Genomic DNA, 16,744 nt, shown 5'->3' with positions numbered 1-16,744 from the left:
TCTTCAGCACTCAGCCCCCGCCGCGGCGGGGGCCAGTTCAACCAGGCTGTTACAGCCCTTTTTTCGCCAGCTCTTCTTTGAAGTTATCGCGGGTAATCAGCACCACATCGGTCACCGCCGTGAACTTCGGCGGCTCAACGCCCTTAGTGACCCAGTTGTAGAGCATTTCGCTGGTTTTATAGCCATGAATATCCGGGCTTGGCAGCAGGGAACCATAGAAGCCGGTCGGTTGCGCCTTCGACAGTTCGTTGACCGCATCCACACCGTTGATGCCGATGCCAATCACATCCGGTGCTTTAAAGCCCTGGCCTTCAGTGGCACGCACGCCGCCGAGCACGGTGTTGTCGTTCATCCCCACGATCAGCCAGTGTTTCACCTGCGGGTGCTGGACCAGCATGGAGTTACCGGCGTCAAACGCCCCCGGGATATCGTTAGATTTTGTCGGCACGCGGTAGATTTGCGCGTCCGGGAAGCCGGCTGCCTTCAGGGCATCGATGGAGCCGGTGGTGCGACGACGGGCGGTGTCCAGCTCATCGGCGGTGATAGCCATCACCGCGGTGTCTTTAACATCCCAGCCGCGTTTTTGCATCTCTTTATAGAGTTCCTGCCCCTGGCGGGCGCCGATTTCGCTGGCCGCCATCATCACCAGCGGTACGCTCTCCATCGGTTTGCCTTTCGCATTGACGAACTGGTCATCGACGGTAATGACCTTCATGTCATAGCCACGCGCTTTGGCGACAATCGCCGACCCGAGCTTGGGATCGGGGGTACAGATGACAAAGCCCTTCGCGCCGCTGGCTGCCAGGCTGTCGATTGCGTTGAGGGTTTTCTCACCATCCGGAACCGCAATTTTAATGACGTCAAACCCTAAATCTTTTCCTGCTTTATCAGCAAATTTCCACTCAGTCTGGAACCATGGCTCTTCCGGCTGCTTCACCAGAAAACCCAGTTTCAAATTTTCCGCCATAGCTGATTGTGACATAACCGCAGCGAGACCAATGGCCGCCAGCGCTTTAGTAAATTTGTGCATGGTAAACTCCAGCTTTAATTCGCTTTCATGTAGGGAAAAATCGGAATTAACAATTTTATCGGCATCAAAACAAGGCATTAGAAAAATCGCATTCCCCACTGCCGTTGTTAGAGTAGTAATACCCGGAAATTATTTCTCCATACGAGAGCATTATCACATCGCGGAATTACAGTAATTGCGTACATACATTTAGCAAAAAATGACATAAAAAATGACACAATTGTCATACAATTTTACCGGGCTATAGCAGGATCATCTATACCACCAGCAGACTTATCCTTGTGATGTCAGAGGATGTTTAACAGAGGGTTACAGCGCTGTTATCCCCGGCGATTGCCAGCCTCGTAAAGGGCGTTTGCCTCTGTACCTCCTCAGTGACAACAGCCCCGCATCGCCGGGCGACCGGGACCGCTTAATATCGCGAAAAAACGGATCTTTTCCGTAATTAATACCGAATTGAAAAAATATTCCGCTTCAAATAAAAGCCTGCAACAAAAAATAAAAATAATGATCATTAGCCAGAAACATTACGCTTGAAATAACTTATTCCGCTCTGTTCTACGACAAATTTCGTAGTCAAATACCTATAACTTATCACTAACGCGATGCCAGCAAGCCCCGGCCAACGGCGCATGATTTCAGTCCAGATACCCTCTAAAAATAATGGTGTAACAAAACGTAAATTACCGCGATTGAGAGTTTTCTTAATTCCGTTGAGCGAGTATTCTTAAATCGTCGGCAAATGGAAAAAATACCCGACTCATACGGAATGTGTAGAGTTTTATTATTCTGCAACAGTGCCGCGTGTCACTATTTTATCTTGTGGTTATCCGCAGGATCTGTCGACACGCATCAGTAACCCCTTCCCGGTTAATAAGGATATTTTTTTATGGCAGTTCCAGGAATGGCACAAAAGCTAAACACCCAGATGAATCTTGAGTTTCACGCCTCTAACGTTTACCTGAACTTAAGCGAGTGGTGTGCCCGGCATCGCTTCGACGGCGCCGCGACATTTTTGCGCACCCGCGCGCAAAGCAGCATTACCCTCACCATGCGCGTATTTGACTATCTGAAAAAAGCCGGCAGCTGGCCGATAGTGAATCCCGACCGCGCCTGTAATCCCGAATGCACCTCGCTGGAAGATCTGTTTACCCAAACCCTGAACGATTACCAACAGCGAAGCAGTATGCTGAGCGGTCTTGCCGAAGAAGCCAGGGCACAAAGCGACGACAACACCTGGCGATTTCTGACGCTGCTGGCGGAAGAGCAGCAACAGGATGGTCTGCTGTTGCAAAGCGTGCTTGAGGAAATCCGCAATGCCGATAAAGCTGGTCTCGGAATGGAGCAGACCGATCGGCGTCTGATGGCATTGGTCGGAGAACCACGGAAGCCGCATTAGTCAGCCATTTTCGCTCTGTCAGGGGGAGCGTGCCCACGCTGCCCCGTCTCTCGCTTTAAATCAGTTATGTCAATTTTTCCACCTCATTTATTCCCCAATAGAATAAAAAAGTTTTAACGCGATCGCATTCCCTCGTCACCGTTACCCCTTCTCAGGGATTAGTGAGCGCGGTCACTTTTTATCAAGCCACAAAGAAATATAAAAACAGTGTTTCAAAAATATAAAACACGAGGTTTATTTTTTATGGCTAGATACACGGCTTCAGCCCCTGAAGGGCTGCAGGGAAGACCGATCTTGTTACGCCATCAGTTAGCTTACGGCGGTGGTAATCTGTTGGGGAGTGGCGCGCTGGCGATAAGCGGCGCCTGGCTGCTCTATTTTTATACGACTTTTTGCGGCCTGACGCTGATCGAGGCCTCATTTATCTTCTCCGTCGCCAGCATCATCGATGCTATCAGCAACCCGCTGATGGGCTATCTCACCGATAACTTTGGCAAAACGCGCTTAGGCAAGCGCTTTGGCCGCCGGCGTTTCTTTCTGCTGATCGGCATCCCCTTGATGATGTTCTACCCGCTGCTGTGGGTGGAAGGCCTGAGTTTCTGGTACTACCTCTGCACCTATGTGGTGTTTGAGATCATCTACACCTCTATCATGGTGCCTTATGAAACGCTGGCGACAGAGATGACCGATGATTTCTCGCTGCGCTCAAAACTGACCGGCTATAAAGCCATTTTCGGCAAGCTAGCCAACTTCCTTGCGGCGTTTATTCCCGGACAGTTCATTCTGCTGTATGGCAAAGATTCTGCCACCCCTTTCTTCCTCACCGGTCTGACCTACGGCGTTATCCTCATCGTCGCGATTTCCTGCCTGTGGCTTTGCAGCTGGGAACGAAAGCGCGAGGAAGAGATAGAAACCAGCGCCAGGAAAGGGCTGCTGAGCACCCTGCTGTCGCTGGCAAAAGACATGCGTTCCACCTTTTATCTGCGCGTATTCCGCAAACATCTTGGTATGTACCTGTGCGGGTTTGGCGCTGAATGGCTGTTTGCCTCCATCTTCACCTATTTCGTGATATTCGTTCTGCAGCACGACCCGGCGATGGTCGCCGGACTGAATAGCCTGAACTCGATTCTGCAACTGATCTCTACAGCGCTGTTTATCGGCTTGTGCGTGAAAAAGGGCTTCAGTAAACCCTATATTCTGGCGCTGGGGATCGTGATTTTCGCGGTCCTGCTGTATACCTCGCTGTGGTTCTTCCATCTGCCGTCAGGCCTGGCGACGGTGCTGATGTTCGGCATTACCGTACTGTTCGGCCTGGGTACCGGCGGGGTTTACTACATTCCCTGGACCGTTTACACCTTCCTGGCCGATGTCGATGAGATCTACACCGGACGCCGTCGGGAAGGGATCTATGCCGGCGCCATGACCTTCTCAGGGAAAATTCTGCGCTCAATTGTGGTGTTCTCGATGGGGGCGATCCTGAGCTTCTACGGTTTCCAGTCAAAAGCGCACAGCCAACCGGAAAGCGCGGTGACCGCTATCGCGGTGGTATTCTGCGTCGGGGTGATCGCGTTAGCGTTGGCCGCCATCGTCTTCAGCAAGCAGATGAAGCTGGATCGTAAAGCTCATCTGGTGGTGCTGCAGGAAGTCGCGCGGATCAAAGCGGGCGGAAAAATCAGCGATATCGCGCCGGATGTACGAGTTATCGTGGAGGATCTGGTCGGTCATCGCTACGAAGAGTGTTGGGGCAACAGCAAGTTGTTCAAAGATGCTGCCCCTGCGCCTGCGCAGACCGTCGTTTCCCATTAAAGAAGAAGGCCCCGCCGGTAAACGGCGAGGCCTGTTATTAATGCGTCTCTTCCTGCGGGGTAAACTTCAGCTCAATCAATGCGATCGCTTTTTGTACCGCGCGAAGGGTCACCGGATCGGCAGAGGCCGGATGGCTGGCGAAGTCGATAGCTTTCAACTGAGTGGTCATTTTTTCACGCACTTCCACGGGCGCAATGACGTCAATGACATCGAGGATCTGTTTGATAACCAGCTGGCAGGCAACCACATCGGAAACCAGCTCATCGTGTTCGGTAAGATGTTGAGACATTAATTACTCCTTTTTTCAGGAGCGTAATAGTACCCTAAATTTTCACAGATAAAAAAACCTGCCGTCGCAGGTTTTTTTATCTACCCTACTGGCTGGCGGAACTTCTCCTGCCGCTTTGCTCAGGCTCACATTCTTGATGGCAGTGACAACATGAATACCGCGATCTCTTCCAGAGACGAACGTGCTTTTTCAGCGCCTGCGCTGCTGGTGGCCGGTGCTTTTTTTATGGAGTTTCTCGACGGGACGGTGATCGCCACCGCGCTGCCCGATATGGCGAAAGATTTTGGCGTCACCGCGGTCGAGCTGAATATCGGCATCAGCGCCTATCTGATCACCCTCGCGGTACTGATCCCGGCCAGCGGTTGGATCGCCGATCGCTTCGGCGCCCGCGCTATTTTTACCCTCGCCCTGGCGATCTTTACCCTTGCCTCGGTCTTCTGCGGCCTCTCCACCGAGGTGCATACTTTTGTCGCCATGCGTATCCTGCAGGGGATCGGAGGCGCGCTGATGGTCCCTGTCGGTCGCCTGGCGGTACTGCGAACCACGCCGAAACATCTGCTGATCAAAGCCATCGCTACCCTCACCTGGCCGGCGCTGGTGGCCCCCATTATCGGCCCGCCTTTGGGCGGCTTTATCACCCGCTACGCCAGCTGGCACTGGATCTTCTTTATCAATGTCCCGCTGGGCCTCGCAGCCATCATCCTTGCGCTGCGCATTATCCCTGATATTCGCGAAACGGAACGGCGCTCCTTCGATCTCACCGGCTTTATCACCACCGCAGTCGCGATGGTCAGTCTGGTCACCGCGATGGAACGGCTCGGCGATCGCCAGCCGCAGATCTGGCCGACGCTGGCTCTCGCCGTGCTTGGCTTCGGCTGTCTGACATATGCTATACGCCACTTCCGCCGGGCGACGGCGCCCATGGTTCGTCTCGATGCCCTGCAGGTGCCAACGTTCCGGGTGACAATGTACGGCGGCTCGCTGTTCCGCTCCTCCATCAGCGCGGTCCCCTTTCTGCTGCCGCTGCTGTTTCAGGTAGGGTTCGGCATGGATCCCTTCCACTCCGGCCTGCTGGTGCTGGCGGTGTTTGTCGGCAATTTGACCATCAAACCCGCCACCACGCCGCTGATCCGCTGGCTGGGCTTTCGCCGACTGCTGTTGATCAACGGTGCACTGAACGTCTGTTCACTGCTGGCCTGTGCGCTGCTCACGCCGCAGACGCCGGTCTGGGCCATCATGTTAATCCTTTATCTCGGCGGGGTATTTCGCTCGATCCAGTTTACGGGCGTAAGCACGCTGGCCTTTGCCGATGTCCCCGCCGCGCAGATGAGTGATGCCAATACGCTGTTCAGTACCGCGTCGCAGCTGGCGGTGGGGCTGGGGATCACGCTCGGGGCGATTGGCATTCGCCTGGGCGAGCAGGTCGGCGACTGGCTGCACCTTTCCACGCTGCCGGGGATCAGCTTTCGTCTGTCGTTTGTCTTTATCGCGGTGATCTGTCTGGTAGGGATGATCGACAGCCTGCATCTGGCCAAAACGGCCGGCAGCAGCGTGTCGGAGAAGAAGAAATAATGATGGAAGGGCCAGCGGCGCTGGCCCTGATGACGGTTAACCGACGATCTGGCGAACGAAGGCTTCGATGGCTTTATCCTGACAGTTTTCGAAGAAGCACTGCTGGAAGCGTGGGCCGGATACCGCGGTTTTCACCAGCTCCGGATCGATGGCGCGCAGGGTGTCGAGATAGTTTTCTTTTACCACTGCCGCTTTAACCTGGTTGAGGATCCCGGCATTTCGCACCTGCGGCTCTTTGCGCTCCGGCGGATAGCCTTCGCCGTTGCGGCCGGTAAACGCTTTTTCAAAGATAAAGCGTACATTCAGCTCCGCGCCCCAGCCGAAACCTTTGGCAAACGGCAGCGACAGCGCATTACCATTGTTGATCTGAGCAAACAGGAACGCGTCCGCCGGATCGATACAGTAGCCGCAGACCACGCCCGGGTGAATATTCAGCGACATCAGCGCCCCCTGACCGGTACCGCAGCCGGTGACCACGAAGTCGACCGCTTTCGAATTCAGCAGGATGCTGGCCATGATCCCGAGGTGAATGTAGGTCAGATGATGATCGTGCTCATCGCTCATGCCGACGTTGAACACCGGGAATCCTTTTTCGTCAGCAACGGCGCTAAGCTCCTTAAGGATGATGGCGTTTTTGTTCGCCTGGCTGTTCTCCATCATCAGTGCAATCTTCATGGTTTACTCTCCTGAATGCTGTGCGGGCCTGCCCGCAGAATGTCATTGGCGTTGACTGCACTCTACTACCTGGAAAACAAACTTTCAAATTTTATGAAAAGTTGTTTTAAAAATTACGCAGCGCTTCACACTTTCGCCCTCTCCGCCAGTCCAGTCGCCAGGTCCCCGCCCCCAGGCATTCCCCCCTCACCTCGCGCGCTCTACCTCGCAGCCCGTTGGCCGGTCATACCATTTTCCACCACAATTAATAATAAATTAAAACCATTCTCATTTATTATTAAATTGCCAATGCGTGTTATTCCCATTAGCATTTTAAATAAAACATTTTTAAATTTACTTTTTGCAAATAATTAAATAACAAATTATAGTGGCAGCCGATAACATCTATTTTTTAATTCCAGGAGCGCGACAATGCTGAAAACGGAAATGATCGACAAACTGAATGAACAGATGAATCTTGAACTTTATTCTTCTCTTCTTTATCAGCAGATGAGCGCCTGGTGCAGTTACCACAGTTTTGAAGGGGCTGCGGCCTTCCTGCGTCGCCATGCCCAGGAAGAGATGACCCATATGCAGCGCCTGTTCGACTACCTGACCGACACCGGTAGCCTGCCGCGCATCAACGCGATCGCCTCCCCGTTTGCCGAATATGCCTCACTGGACGAGCTGTTCCGCCAGACCTATGAGCACGAGCAGCTGATCACGCAAAAAATTAATGAACTGGCGCACGCCGCCATGACCAGTCAGGATTACCCGACCTTTAATTTCCTGCAGTGGTATGTCTCTGAACAGCACGAAGAAGAGAAATTATTTAAATCGGTGATTGATAAACTGACCCTCGTTGGAAAAAGTGGCGAAGGTCTGTACTTTATCGATAAAGAACTGGCGACCCTCGACACACAGAATTAATCTTCCGCGCCGCGACACCCCCGTGTCGCGGCCATTTTAATGCCGGCAAATCTTATTTTCTGCGGTAGTAAAACCTTCTTCTCTGGCAAGAAATTTGCCTTTTTTCTCTAAAAACGCCACCAGCTCTGCGGCGCTTAGATTCTCTGCTGAACAGGTGTGAAACCGCGCCTCTTCGCCAAAGCGGCGGCGAATGGCGGCCTCCAGCGAGGCGACCGTCCAGGACTCACCCGAGGCGAGCATCATCTGTAAAACTTCATGACCATGAATAGAAGACATAACCCCTCCTGAAAACCACCAGCTTAGGCCAGCCATGCCATCGGCGCCTTGCGCCAGCGCAGGCTTTCGCCCCCTTAAATGCGTAAAGATAAAATTACAGAACTTGTAACCCTCATTTGACGAACGCTGTAATATCCCCTACTCTGCGCGGCATAATTTATTGTTATTAGCTGTAGGGATAGCGAAAAGCGTGAAAAACCGCACTCTGGGCAGTATTTTAATCGTAGCTGGCACCACTATCGGTGCAGGAATGTTGGCGATGCCCTTGGCCGCCGCCGGCGTCGGGTTTGCCGTCACGCTGGGTTTACTTTTCACCTTGTGGGCGTTGATGTGCTATACCGCCCTGTTGCTGCTGGAAGTCTACCAGCACGTGCCTGCCGACATGGGGCTTGGTTCCCTGGCTGCGCGCTATCTGGGCCGTTACGGGCAGTGGGTAACCGGGTTCTGCATGCTGTTTCTGCTGTATGCCCTCACGGCGGCTTATATCAGTGGCGCCGGTGAATTGCTCGCCTCCAGCCTCAACCAGTGGCTGGACTGGCAGCTGCCGCCGGCGGCCGGCGTACTGTTATTTACGGCGCTGGGCGGGGCGGTGGTGTGCATCGGTACCTCGCTGGTCGACTTATTCAATCGCTTCCTGTTCAGCGCCAAAATCATCTTTCTGGTGATTATGCTGGCGCTACTGATGCCGCATATTCATCAGGTCAATCTGTTGACGCTGCCGGTTGAGCAAGGCCTGGCCCTGTCGGCTATTCCGGTGATCTTTACCTCCTTTGGTTTTCACGGCAGTGTGCCGAGCATCGTCAGCTATCTTGGCGGCGATATCCGTAAACTGCGCCGGGTATTTATTATCGGCAGCTTTATTCCGCTGGTGGCTTATATTTTCTGGCAGCTGGCGACGCTGGGGAGTATCAACCCTCCCGCTTTTACCGCGCTGCTGGCCAAAAACGCCGGTCTGAACGGTCTGCTGGAGGCGATCCGCGAAGTGGTGGCGTCGCCGCACGTGGAGCTGGCCGTGCACCTGTTTGCCGACCTCGCGCTGGCGACCTCATTCCTCGGCGTCTCGCTCGGCTTGTTTGATTACCTGGCCGATGTGTTTCAACGCAAAAACAGCGTCAGCGGACGTCTGCAGAGCGGCGCGATCACCTTCCTGCCGCCGGTGGCGTTCGCCCTGTTCTATCCCCGCGGTTTTGTTATGGCCCTGGGCTACGCCGGGGTGGCGCTCGCCGTGCTGGCCCTGATGTTGCCTGCCCTGCTGGCAATGAAGAGCCGCCGACAACATCCGCAGGCTGCCTGGCGGGTGGTCGGCGGCGCGCCGGCGCTGTGGCTGGTTCTGCTGTGCGGGATCGGTATTGTGGCGATTCAGTTCAGTATCGTCGCCGGACTGCTGCCTGCGGTGGGATAAAAAAGGGGCCGGCTGGCCCCTGGTTTTATTTTGCTAAGCAGCACTGCTTATACTTTTTTCCGCTCCCGCACGGGCAGGGATCGTTGCGTCCGACCTTCGCCTCATTTCTGACCGGCTGCGGAACCACCACCGGCAGGGGATTCGCCATCCAGTACTGGTAAAGCGCCAGTGCCGCCGGCGTGATACGCTCGATGCTGTCGATAAACTCATCCGCCGTCAGATTATCCAGCGCGGTAAACTGCGCTTCGCTGCCGTGGAGCGCGATAGCGTCCAGCGCCGGCTTAAGTTCAGCGGGCAGCGTCGACCAGTCGCTCAGCGCTACGCCGCGCAGGTAGCCAAAGCACCACTCTTCGACGATCGTCAGCTCCTGACCTTCCGCTTCGCGGGTGCCAAACAGCGGTTCGAACTGATCGGGATAGGACTCCAGGCGTTCAGCGATGTCGCTCATATGCTGCAGCGTCAGATCGACAAAGCGATCGCGCTCGCGGTCGTTGGCCCAGCGCGGCACATTATCCGCCCCGCCCCAGATCGCCACCAGCCACTGAGCTGGTTCGATATCGGTCGGCGCAGAGAGGATAGCCGTCAGCAGGCCATCCAGTTCAGACACATCCAGAATAGCGCCTTCGGTGGCGTATTTCGCCAGCGTCTCGTCCAGCCATTCCAGTTCGTTTTCGTTTAAAGGTCCGGTATTCATTCACAGGCTCGCATGGTAAAAATCGGGCCTACAGTAGCCGAATTGCCGACAGAAAGCCACCAGGCGCGGCAATCCGCCTTCCCATGCCCATCAGGCCAGGCCGTGCAGCGCCGCCGCCACGTCGCGAATGGCCTCCTCCCCTAACGGCAGCAAGGGGCGGGGAAGGCAGTCAGGGTCGCACAGCCCCAGAATGGCCGCCGCGCTGGCGATTACCCGCAGGCTGCCGCCATAGCGGTCGAAGCATCGCCAGAGCGGGGCCAGCTGCGCATTCAGCGCCGCAACCCGTGCCGCGTCGCCAGAACGAATCGCCCTTACCAGCGCCCCTGAAAGCTGGGGAAAGAGCCCGCCGCAAACCGAGTACCAGACTTGGCAACCGGCCTGCAATCCCGCCGTCGCCAGGGCATCGCCGCTGGCGCCAAGCGTAACGCGGGCAGGAAGATGACGGCGTAGCGTTGCCACCCGCTCACTCGCCTGCGGCTCAGGCAAGCCGGGAATTTTAATCGAGGCGATGGCCGGCAAGGCGGCGATGCGCCCCTGCAGCTCATCCGCCAGCGTGACGTGAGTGGTGCGGGGATTGTCATACAGGCAAACCGGAACCGAGACGTGCCGACAGACCTCTTCGTAGAAGGCAAAGATCTCCTCCGCAGAAAGCGGCTGATAGGACATCATCGGCAGTAATAACGCATCCGCCCCGGCCTGCTGGGCATCCTCCACCAGGCGCAGCACCTCGCTGGTAGCGATGGCGCCGACGCCAACCATCATCGGGATCGACCCAACATGCGCTTTCGCCACCTGCACCACCCGCTTGCGCTGCTCACGATTCAGATACGCGTAGCTGCCGGTCGAGCCTAAGATGCCCAGAGAGTCGACTCCGGTATCGGTAAGACGAGAGAGAATACGGATAAACGCCTTTTCATCAAGATGCTGCTGATGCAGCGGCGTCAGCGGAAATGCGCAAAGCCCTGTGAACATGATGCCTCCGGCAGGCTGGGATAAAAGTCCGGTTGATAGTAGCAAGGAGAGATCGTTTTGTCCTGGGACAAATGAACGATCGCCGCTGAGCGTGATGTATTCATTCGCCTGCGTGCGATGCTCTCCTCCGGGATATTTTCCCTGTCAGTTCAGGCATCAGGATCCGTAGATTCTGGCGAGCGTCTTCAATAACCGCGTCCTCTGTAGCCGCCCGTATTTCCTCGATTGCCAATATCCTGTCTATTTGACATAATCCCACACGATTTGTATGCCTACCTGTTTTAGCAGCAATAAAATAAAGAAAGACTACAGCTTCAATTGGATAAAAAATGAGATATGACATTAAAGAAAATTACTTAAAAATACATCTAATAAAAACAACCTATAAAACGCTACTCGGTCGACCGGCAGATAGCGATGGTCTGAAAAACTACCTCAACGCCATTGCTAATAAGTCACTTGCAGAATCAGCAGAATTTCTTAACTCATCGCTGATGCATAGCGACGAGTTTATTGCTTTCACGAAATCCAGAATGTCATCTGATAAATTCAGTTACACACCACAAGCGTTAACAGAGAGTGCTCCTGATGATTCAATGCACGTCAAACATATTGTCTCCCTGGGCAGCCATTGTTTAACTTCATGGACATTGAAAAAATTCAACCTGAAAAAGATATCACTGCCTTTTGACTGGCTATTTTCCTGTCCGGCGATGATTATCGACTGCCTGAGGGATGATTTTACCTCATTTTTAGATAAAAATGAGTACAGCTCATTACGTCGCCAGTCGCGAGAACCCGGAGCACACCACAATAAATACAAAGAAAAATATCGTCTGAATGATATATTCACGCATCGCGACCCAAACACCCCTGCTGATTATGAGTATTACGTCCGCGCGGTTAAAAGATTCAGAAACATATTAAAAAGCAAAGAAGGGAAGCTTTTTGTGATTTGCTGTAGAGAGGAAATAGATATAGCAAAGCAACTCCCTGAATTAGTCACTGAACTTTCTCACCACACGACTAATTTCTATCTGTTGGCTTTTGCCTTGCAGAAACCCGCCTATCTTCAACTGGAGCGTATATCTTCGGGTGAAAATTATTCACTATATAGTTTGACACCTGAGTCTGAAGAAAGATTTACCGGAAAATTCTCCTCGCTTACGGATGAGATGGTAATTATATCTAAAGTCCTTTCGTTCAACCTCGAACTCTAGAGACGGTTTCACCTCCGGCCTCTGGCACGCAGAGTATCGATTTGCCTCCCCCTGCCGGTTTGGGGGAGCGAAATCATCCCAACGACATTATTCCACGAGGCGCGACGGTTTAGCCGGGTGCGGTTATCCTGGGGGAAGAGCAAGGTGGACAAGAAAACTAGTATGAAGTGATATTATGAATTGGGTGGTTTTGAAACAAAAAAACCACCCGTAGGTGGTTTCACGACACTGCTTATTGCTTTGATTATTCTGCTTTTATCCCAATGGTACCCGGAGTGGGACTTGAACCCACACAGCGCGAACGCCGAGGGATTTTAAATCCCTTGTGTCTACCGATTCCACCATCCGGGCTCGGGATAGAAAGTGGAGGCGCGTTCCGGAGTCGAACCGGACTAGACGGATTTGCAATCCGCTACATAACCGCTTTGCTAACGCGCCTTTAATACTGAAGCACCCGCTACTGCCGATGCTGTTAATCTGGAGCGGGAAACGAGACTCGAACTCGCGACCCCGACCTTGGCAAGGTCGTGCTCTACCAACTGAGCTATTCCCGCATTATCAAGTTATTTGCTAATCACTTGATTTTGTTATCGTCTGGAAGACTGTGCCGCCGTTCGATGCGTTGCATTCTACTTATCTCTCGCGGTGAGTCAACGGTATTTTTCGCAACTTTGCATCGTTTGCTGAAAATAACGGCGAAACGATCACTGATCAAGCAAATCGCCGCGCGCCGCGTTCAGATACTGCAGCATCGACCACAGCGTCAGCACCGCCGCCACGAGGAAAAGCGCGATCCCGGCCCACTCTACCCACGGATAAGGACGCCACAGCATCCATACCAGGGCGGCCATCTGTGCGGTCGTTTTAACTTTGCCAATCCACGAGACCGCCACGCTGCTGCGTTTCCCGAGCTCAGCCATCCATTCGCGCAGTGCCGAAATAATTATTTCACGCGCGATCATGGTCGCCGCCGGCAGCGTGACCCACCAGGTGTGATAGTGCTCGGCAACCAGCACCATGGCGATAGCCACCATGACTTTATCCGCCACCGGGTCCAGGAAGGCGCCAAACCGGGTGCTCTGATTCCAGCGACGAGCCAGAAAACCATCAAACCAGTCGGTCACGGCGGCGACAAAGAAAATTAACGCGCAGGCAAACGGCGCCCAGCTAAAGGGGAGATAAAACGCCAGCACAAAGAACGGGATCAGGATGACGCGAAACAGAGTAAGCAACGTAGGGATATTAAATTGCATAGTGACGGGTAACTATCTGTTGTAAGTAAAAATTAGCCCTATGTTGCTACAGAGCCCCTAATGTTTCAACGAGTAGAAGATCTTTTCTGCCAGACCGTGAGAGATGCCCGGTACTTTAGCAATTTCCTCGACGCTGGCCTGCTGCAGCCCCTGCAGCCCACCCATATACTTCAGCAGCATCTGGCGACGCTTCGGCCCCACTCCCTCGATAGTCTCAAGCGAGCTGGTGCTCTTCACTTTCGCCCGTTTTTTACGATGTCCGGAAATCGCATGATCGTGCGATTCATCGCGGATGTGCTGGATTACGTGCAGAGCGGGCGAATCCGGCGGCAGGCTAAACCCCTCGCCTTCCGGTTCAAAGAATAACGTTTCCAGGCCGGCTTTACGATCGCTGCCTTTCGCCACGCCCAGCAGCAGCGGATGATGTTTATCCCAGGGAACATCCAGTTCGGCAAACACCGCTTTCGCCTGCGCCAGCTGCCCCTTTCCGCCATCTATCAGGATCACATCCGGAATTTTATTATCATCAATCGCTTTACCATAGCGACGGCGCAGGACCTGATTCATCGCCGCGTAGTCATCGCCCGGGGTGATGCCGGTGATATTATAGCGCCGGTACTCCGCACGCAGCGGACCATTGCTGTCAAACACCACGCAGGACGCCACGGTCTGCTCGCCCATGGTGTGGCTGATGTCAAAGCACTCCATTCGCTTCACGGCCGGCAGTTCCAGCACGGTGGCCAGCGCCTGCAGGCGCTGATGAATGGTCGACTGCTGAGCCAATTTCGTGGTTAACGCCGTCGCGGCGTTGGTGCGCGCCAGCTTAAGGTAACGCGCTCTGTCGCCGCGCGGTTTAGTCTGCACATTGATTCGACGTCCCGCCAGCTCCGACAGCGACTCGGCCAGCAGCGTCTTATCACCAAGGCTGAAGTCGAGCAAAATCTCCCCCGGCAGGGTACGCATCTGGCTACCCTGCAGGTAGAACTGACCGACAAAGGTCTCCACGACCTCTCCCAGCTCAGTGCCGCCCGGCACTTTCGGGAAGTAGCTCCGGCTGCCCAGCACTTTGCCCTGGCGGATAAACAGCACATGGACGCAGGCCATTCCGGCCTCAAAGGCGACGCCGATAACGTCAAGATCGTCGCCGGTATTAGAAACAAACTGTTTCTCCGTCACCCGGCGGACCGCCTGAATCTGGTCGCGAATGCGCGCGGCCTCTTCAAACTCCAGACTTTGGCTCGCTTTCTCCATTCTGGCGATGAGCTGGGTCAGGACCTGATCGTCCTTGCCGGCAAGGAACAGCCGTACATACTCAACCTGCTGAGCATACTCTTCTTCGCTGACCAGCCCCGCCACGCACGGCCCCAGACAGCGGCCAATCTGATACTGCAGGCAGGGACGCGAGCGGTTGCGATAGACGCTATTTTCGCACTGGCGAACAGGAAAAATTTTCTGCAGCAGCGCCAGGGTCTCCCGCACGGCATAGCCGTTGGGGAAAGGACCAAAGTACTCGCCTTTCGCATGTTTGGCGCCGCGATGCATCGCCAGACGTGGATGAGTATCACCGCTGAGGAAAATAAAAGGATAAGACTTATCATCGCGCAACAGCACGTTGTAACGCGGCTGGTACAGCTTGATATAGTTGTGCTCCAGCAGCAGCGCTTCCGTCTCGGTGTGAGTGACGGTCACGTCAATCTGCGCAATCAGCGCCACCAGCGCTTCGGTTTTACGCGACGCGAGATTGCTGCGGAAATAGCTGCTGAGCCGCTTTTTCAGATCTTTGGCTTTGCCAACATAGATGACGGTCCCGCCAGCATCATACATCCGATACACACCGGGCTGGCTGGTCACCGTTTTCAGGAAAGCTTTTGCGTCAAAAACATCACTCACTGGCTTGCTAACGACTCCGCATTACACAGGCCATGGCGAATTGCCAGGTGGGTCAGCTCCACATCGCCATGAATGTTTAATTTGCTGAACATTCGGTAGCGATAGCTGTTAACCGTTTTGGGACTCAGATTGAGCTGCTCTGAGATCTCATTCACCTTCTGACCTTTGGTGATCATCAGCATAATCTGCAATTCGCGTTCAGACAAACTGGCAAACGGCGATTCCGTTTTTTCCGGTTCAATCTGACTTAGCGCCATTTGCTGAGCAATATCGGAGGCAATGTAACGTTGTCCGGACGCCACGCAGCGGATCGCATTCACCACTTCCTGCGGTGCAGCACCCTTGCTAAGATAGCCCGCCGCCCCCGCCTGCATGACCTTGGCAGGTAGAGGATTCTCGGTATGCACGGTGAGCATGATCACTTTCGTGCCCGCCACGGAGCGCGCGATTTTGCGCGTGGCTTCAAGACCACCGATCCCGGGCATGTTCATGTCCATCAGGACGACATCTGCGGAATTAGCCCGGCACCACTTCACGGCGTCCTCGCCGCAACAGGCTTCGCCAGCGACTTTAATCCCTTTTATATCTTCCAGAATGCGTCGTATCCCTGCGCGCACCAGTTCGTGGTCATCAACAAGAAGAACGTTGATCAAAGGAATAATCTCCAGAATGAGGGATAACGCTACTGATACTTTATCTCCCACATATTACCGGGTTTTATTGCTAATTTAAAAGGCAAAAAAATGCCCTCACCTCGATTTGCCGCTCATTTATGGCAATGTCTGTGCACACGTAGTGGAAAGTCATTGAGAACAGTCAGTTGCCGTCGTCTTATTTTTTAACAATCCTCATACAGAAAGTACAAAAAACACAACAGATTACGTAGTGCATAAATACACAGCAAAATATGTAACAAATATTAACGTGCTAAATAGATGGAATAAATTAATGGCGGCCTGGCGGCTATTACGTATTATCCGAAGCACTGAATCATTCACAGCTCAGATGAGAGAACAGAAATTAAGCACTCCTTTTTTTCCCGTCGCTTGTGGTATACTGCGCGGCCTTCACATTGGGTAAGGCGCATTAGCGCAGCGAGTAAACGAGGATATCGATGAGCACACCAGATTTTTCCACTGCAGAAAATAATCAAGAACTGGCGCAGGAAGTCTCCTGCCTGAAAGCGATGATAACGCTGATGCTGCAGGCGATGGGCCAGGCGGATGCGGGTCGCGTGATTATTAAAATGGAAAAGCAGATCGCGCAGATGGAAGATGAGGCTCAGGCTGCCGTATTCTCCAGCACCGTTAAGCAAATTAAACAAGCTTACCGTCAGTAATCCTGTACCGGCTGAAAG

At 53.7% G+C, this 16,744-nt stretch carries 16 protein-coding genes, 3 tRNA genes and 2 pseudogenes; 8 read left to right on the top strand and 13 right to left on the bottom strand.

Features of this window, described 5'->3' with window-relative positions; translation table 11 throughout:
* Positions 1–49: 49 nt before the first annotated feature.
* Positions 50–1,030 (bottom strand): arabinose ABC transporter substrate-binding protein, encoded by a 981-nt coding sequence (locus DTA24_RS10680; protein WP_002911518.1) that lies wholly within the window; start codon positions 1,028–1,030, stop codon positions 50–52.
* 889 nt (positions 1,031–1,919) lie between these two features.
* Between DTA24_RS10680 and DTA24_RS10675 the strand changes: the two genes are divergently transcribed.
* On the top strand, positions 1,920–2,429 hold the full coding sequence (locus DTA24_RS10675) for a non-heme ferritin-like protein (protein ID WP_012541238.1): 510 nt from the start codon (positions 1,920–1,922) through the stop codon (positions 2,427–2,429).
* Positions 2,430–2,493: 64 nt separating this feature from the next.
* Here the strand turns inward: DTA24_RS10675 and DTA24_RS29090 are convergent.
* A pseudogene (locus DTA24_RS29090) lies at positions 2,494–2,658 on the bottom strand (succinate dehydrogenase).
* Between the two features lie 65 nt (positions 2,659–2,723).
* Between DTA24_RS29090 and DTA24_RS10670 the strand changes: the two are divergent.
* A complete protein-coding gene (locus DTA24_RS10670; RefSeq protein WP_012541237.1) occupies positions 2,724–4,235 on the top strand; it encodes an MFS transporter in 1,512 nt (503 codons plus the stop codon).
* Between the two features lie 37 nt (positions 4,236–4,272).
* Here DTA24_RS10670 and DTA24_RS10665 read toward each other — a convergent pair whose 3' ends face one another.
* Entirely contained in the window at positions 4,273–4,524 is a 252-nt protein-coding gene (locus DTA24_RS10665) for a DUF2766 family protein (RefSeq protein WP_002911524.1), read from the bottom strand.
* Between the two features lie 150 nt (positions 4,525–4,674).
* Between DTA24_RS10665 and DTA24_RS10660 the strand changes: the two genes are divergently transcribed.
* Positions 4,675–6,096 (top strand): MFS transporter, encoded by a 1,422-nt coding sequence (locus DTA24_RS10660; RefSeq protein WP_012541236.1) that lies wholly within the window; start codon positions 4,675–4,677, stop codon positions 6,094–6,096.
* A gap of 36 nt (positions 6,097–6,132) precedes the next feature.
* Here DTA24_RS10660 and DTA24_RS10655 read toward each other — a convergent pair whose 3' ends face one another.
* Positions 6,133–6,771, bottom strand: coding sequence for an RpiB/LacA/LacB family sugar-phosphate isomerase (locus DTA24_RS10655; protein WP_012967669.1), 639 nt, complete (start codon positions 6,769–6,771; stop codon positions 6,133–6,135).
* 243 nt (positions 6,772–7,014) lie between these two features.
* Between DTA24_RS10655 and DTA24_RS28810 the strand changes: the two are divergent.
* Together DTA24_RS28810 and ftnA are read left to right on the top strand one after the other, a co-directional pair.
* Positions 7,015–7,125: pseudogene (locus tag DTA24_RS28810) on the top strand (hypothetical protein); the annotation flags it as partial.
* 57 nt (positions 7,126–7,182) lie between these two features.
* Positions 7,183–7,680: a non-heme ferritin gene (gene ftnA, locus DTA24_RS10645; protein ID WP_012541235.1), complete on the top strand. Its 498-nt coding sequence runs from the start codon at positions 7,183–7,185 to the stop codon at positions 7,678–7,680.
* A 36-nt stretch (positions 7,681–7,716) separates the two neighbouring features.
* Here ftnA and DTA24_RS10640 read toward each other — a convergent pair whose 3' ends face one another.
* Positions 7,717–7,956 carry a YecH family metal-binding protein gene (locus DTA24_RS10640; RefSeq protein WP_032733288.1) on the bottom strand — a complete coding sequence of 80 codons (240 nt, stop codon included), beginning with the start codon at positions 7,954–7,956 and terminating at the stop codon, positions 7,717–7,719.
* 190 nt (positions 7,957–8,146) lie between these two features.
* Between DTA24_RS10640 and tyrP the strand changes: the two genes are divergently transcribed.
* Complete coding sequence (gene tyrP / locus DTA24_RS10635; RefSeq protein WP_012541234.1) at positions 8,147–9,358, top strand: tyrosine transporter TyrP; 1,212 nt, start codon at positions 8,147–8,149, stop codon at positions 9,356–9,358.
* 25 nt (positions 9,359–9,383) lie between these two features.
* On the opposite strand, the gene DTA24_RS10630 is transcribed toward tyrP, so the two are convergent.
* A complete protein-coding gene (locus DTA24_RS10630) occupies positions 9,384–10,052 on the bottom strand; it encodes a YecA family protein (protein WP_008804222.1) in 669 nt (222 codons plus the stop codon).
* A 90-nt stretch (positions 10,053–10,142) separates the two neighbouring features.
* Positions 10,143–11,024, bottom strand: coding sequence for a dihydrodipicolinate synthase family protein (locus DTA24_RS10625; RefSeq protein ID WP_023297887.1), 882 nt, complete (start codon positions 11,022–11,024; stop codon positions 10,143–10,145).
* A 329-nt stretch (positions 11,025–11,353) separates the two neighbouring features.
* On the opposite strand from DTA24_RS10625, the gene DTA24_RS10620 reads away from it, so the two are divergent.
* On the top strand, positions 11,354–12,244 hold the full coding sequence (locus tag DTA24_RS10620) for a DUF1796 family putative cysteine peptidase (protein ID WP_022066263.1): 891 nt from the start codon (positions 11,354–11,356) through the stop codon (positions 12,242–12,244).
* Between the two features lie 264 nt (positions 12,245–12,508).
* Here DTA24_RS10620 and DTA24_RS10615 read toward each other — a convergent pair.
* The 6 genes from DTA24_RS10615 to uvrY form a co-directional block, all read right to left on the bottom strand.
* Positions 12,509–12,595: transfer RNA gene (locus tag DTA24_RS10615), tRNA-Leu, on the bottom strand.
* Between the two features lie 13 nt (positions 12,596–12,608).
* A tRNA-Cys gene (locus DTA24_RS10610) sits at positions 12,609–12,682 on the bottom strand.
* Positions 12,683–12,722: 40 nt separating this feature from the next.
* A tRNA-Gly gene (locus DTA24_RS10605) sits at positions 12,723–12,798 on the bottom strand.
* A 150-nt stretch (positions 12,799–12,948) separates the two neighbouring features.
* Complete coding sequence (gene pgsA / locus DTA24_RS10600) at positions 12,949–13,497, bottom strand: CDP-diacylglycerol--glycerol-3-phosphate 3-phosphatidyltransferase (protein ID WP_008804219.1); 549 nt, start codon at positions 13,495–13,497, stop codon at positions 12,949–12,951.
* A gap of 57 nt (positions 13,498–13,554) precedes the next feature.
* Positions 13,555–15,387: an excinuclease ABC subunit UvrC gene (uvrC, locus tag DTA24_RS10595; RefSeq protein ID WP_016161402.1), complete on the bottom strand. Its 1,833-nt coding sequence runs from the start codon at positions 15,385–15,387 to the stop codon at positions 13,555–13,557.
* A complete protein-coding gene (gene uvrY, locus DTA24_RS10590) occupies positions 15,384–16,040 on the bottom strand; it encodes a UvrY/SirA/GacA family response regulator transcription factor (RefSeq protein ID WP_002911539.1) in 657 nt (218 codons plus the stop codon). The genes uvrC and uvrY overlap by 4 nt, the downstream gene beginning before the upstream one ends.
* A 461-nt stretch (positions 16,041–16,501) precedes the next feature.
* Between uvrY and DTA24_RS10585 the strand changes: the two genes are divergently transcribed.
* Positions 16,502–16,726 (top strand): DUF2594 family protein, encoded by a 225-nt coding sequence (locus DTA24_RS10585; RefSeq protein WP_004122104.1) that lies wholly within the window; start codon positions 16,502–16,504, stop codon positions 16,724–16,726.
* The last annotated feature ends 18 nt before the right edge of the window (positions 16,727–16,744 follow it).

The sequence above is a fragment of the Klebsiella sp. P1CD1 genome (assembly GCF_003790505.1).
GTDB lineage: Bacteria > Pseudomonadota > Gammaproteobacteria > Enterobacterales > Enterobacteriaceae > Klebsiella > Klebsiella variicola.
The sequence above is the reverse complement of the archived record's forward strand: the minus strand, read 5'-3'. Positions and strand labels throughout refer to the sequence as shown.

Coding starts and splice junctions, on each gene's coding strand:
- DTA24_RS10675 (WP_012541238.1), top strand. CDS start 1,920: ATGGCAGTTCCAGGAATGGCACAAAAGCTAAACACCCAGATGAATCTT.
- DTA24_RS10630 (WP_008804222.1), bottom strand. CDS start 10,052: ATGAATACCGGACCTTTAAACGAAAACGAACTGGAATGGCTGGACGAG.
- DTA24_RS10620 (WP_022066263.1), top strand. CDS start 11,354: ATGAGATATGACATTAAAGAAAATTACTTAAAAATACATCTAATAAAA.
- DTA24_RS10625 (WP_023297887.1), bottom strand. CDS start 11,024: ATGTTCACAGGGCTTTGCGCATTTCCGCTGACGCCGCTGCATCAGCAG.
- DTA24_RS10640 (WP_032733288.1), bottom strand. CDS start 7,956: ATGTCTTCTATTCATGGTCATGAAGTTTTACAGATGATGCTCGCCTCG.
- DTA24_RS10680 (WP_002911518.1), bottom strand. CDS start 1,030: ATGCACAAATTTACTAAAGCGCTGGCGGCCATTGGTCTCGCTGCGGTT.
- DTA24_RS10585 (WP_004122104.1), top strand. CDS start 16,502: ATGAGCACACCAGATTTTTCCACTGCAGAAAATAATCAAGAACTGGCG.
- DTA24_RS10665 (WP_002911524.1), bottom strand. CDS start 4,524: ATGTCTCAACATCTTACCGAACACGATGAGCTGGTTTCCGATGTGGTT.
- pgsA (WP_008804219.1), bottom strand. CDS start 13,497: ATGCAATTTAATATCCCTACGTTGCTTACTCTGTTTCGCGTCATCCTG.
- ftnA (WP_012541235.1), top strand. CDS start 7,183: ATGCTGAAAACGGAAATGATCGACAAACTGAATGAACAGATGAATCTT.
- DTA24_RS10660 (WP_012541236.1), top strand. CDS start 4,675: ATGAATACCGCGATCTCTTCCAGAGACGAACGTGCTTTTTCAGCGCCT.
- DTA24_RS10655 (WP_012967669.1), bottom strand. CDS start 6,771: ATGAAGATTGCACTGATGATGGAGAACAGCCAGGCGAACAAAAACGCC.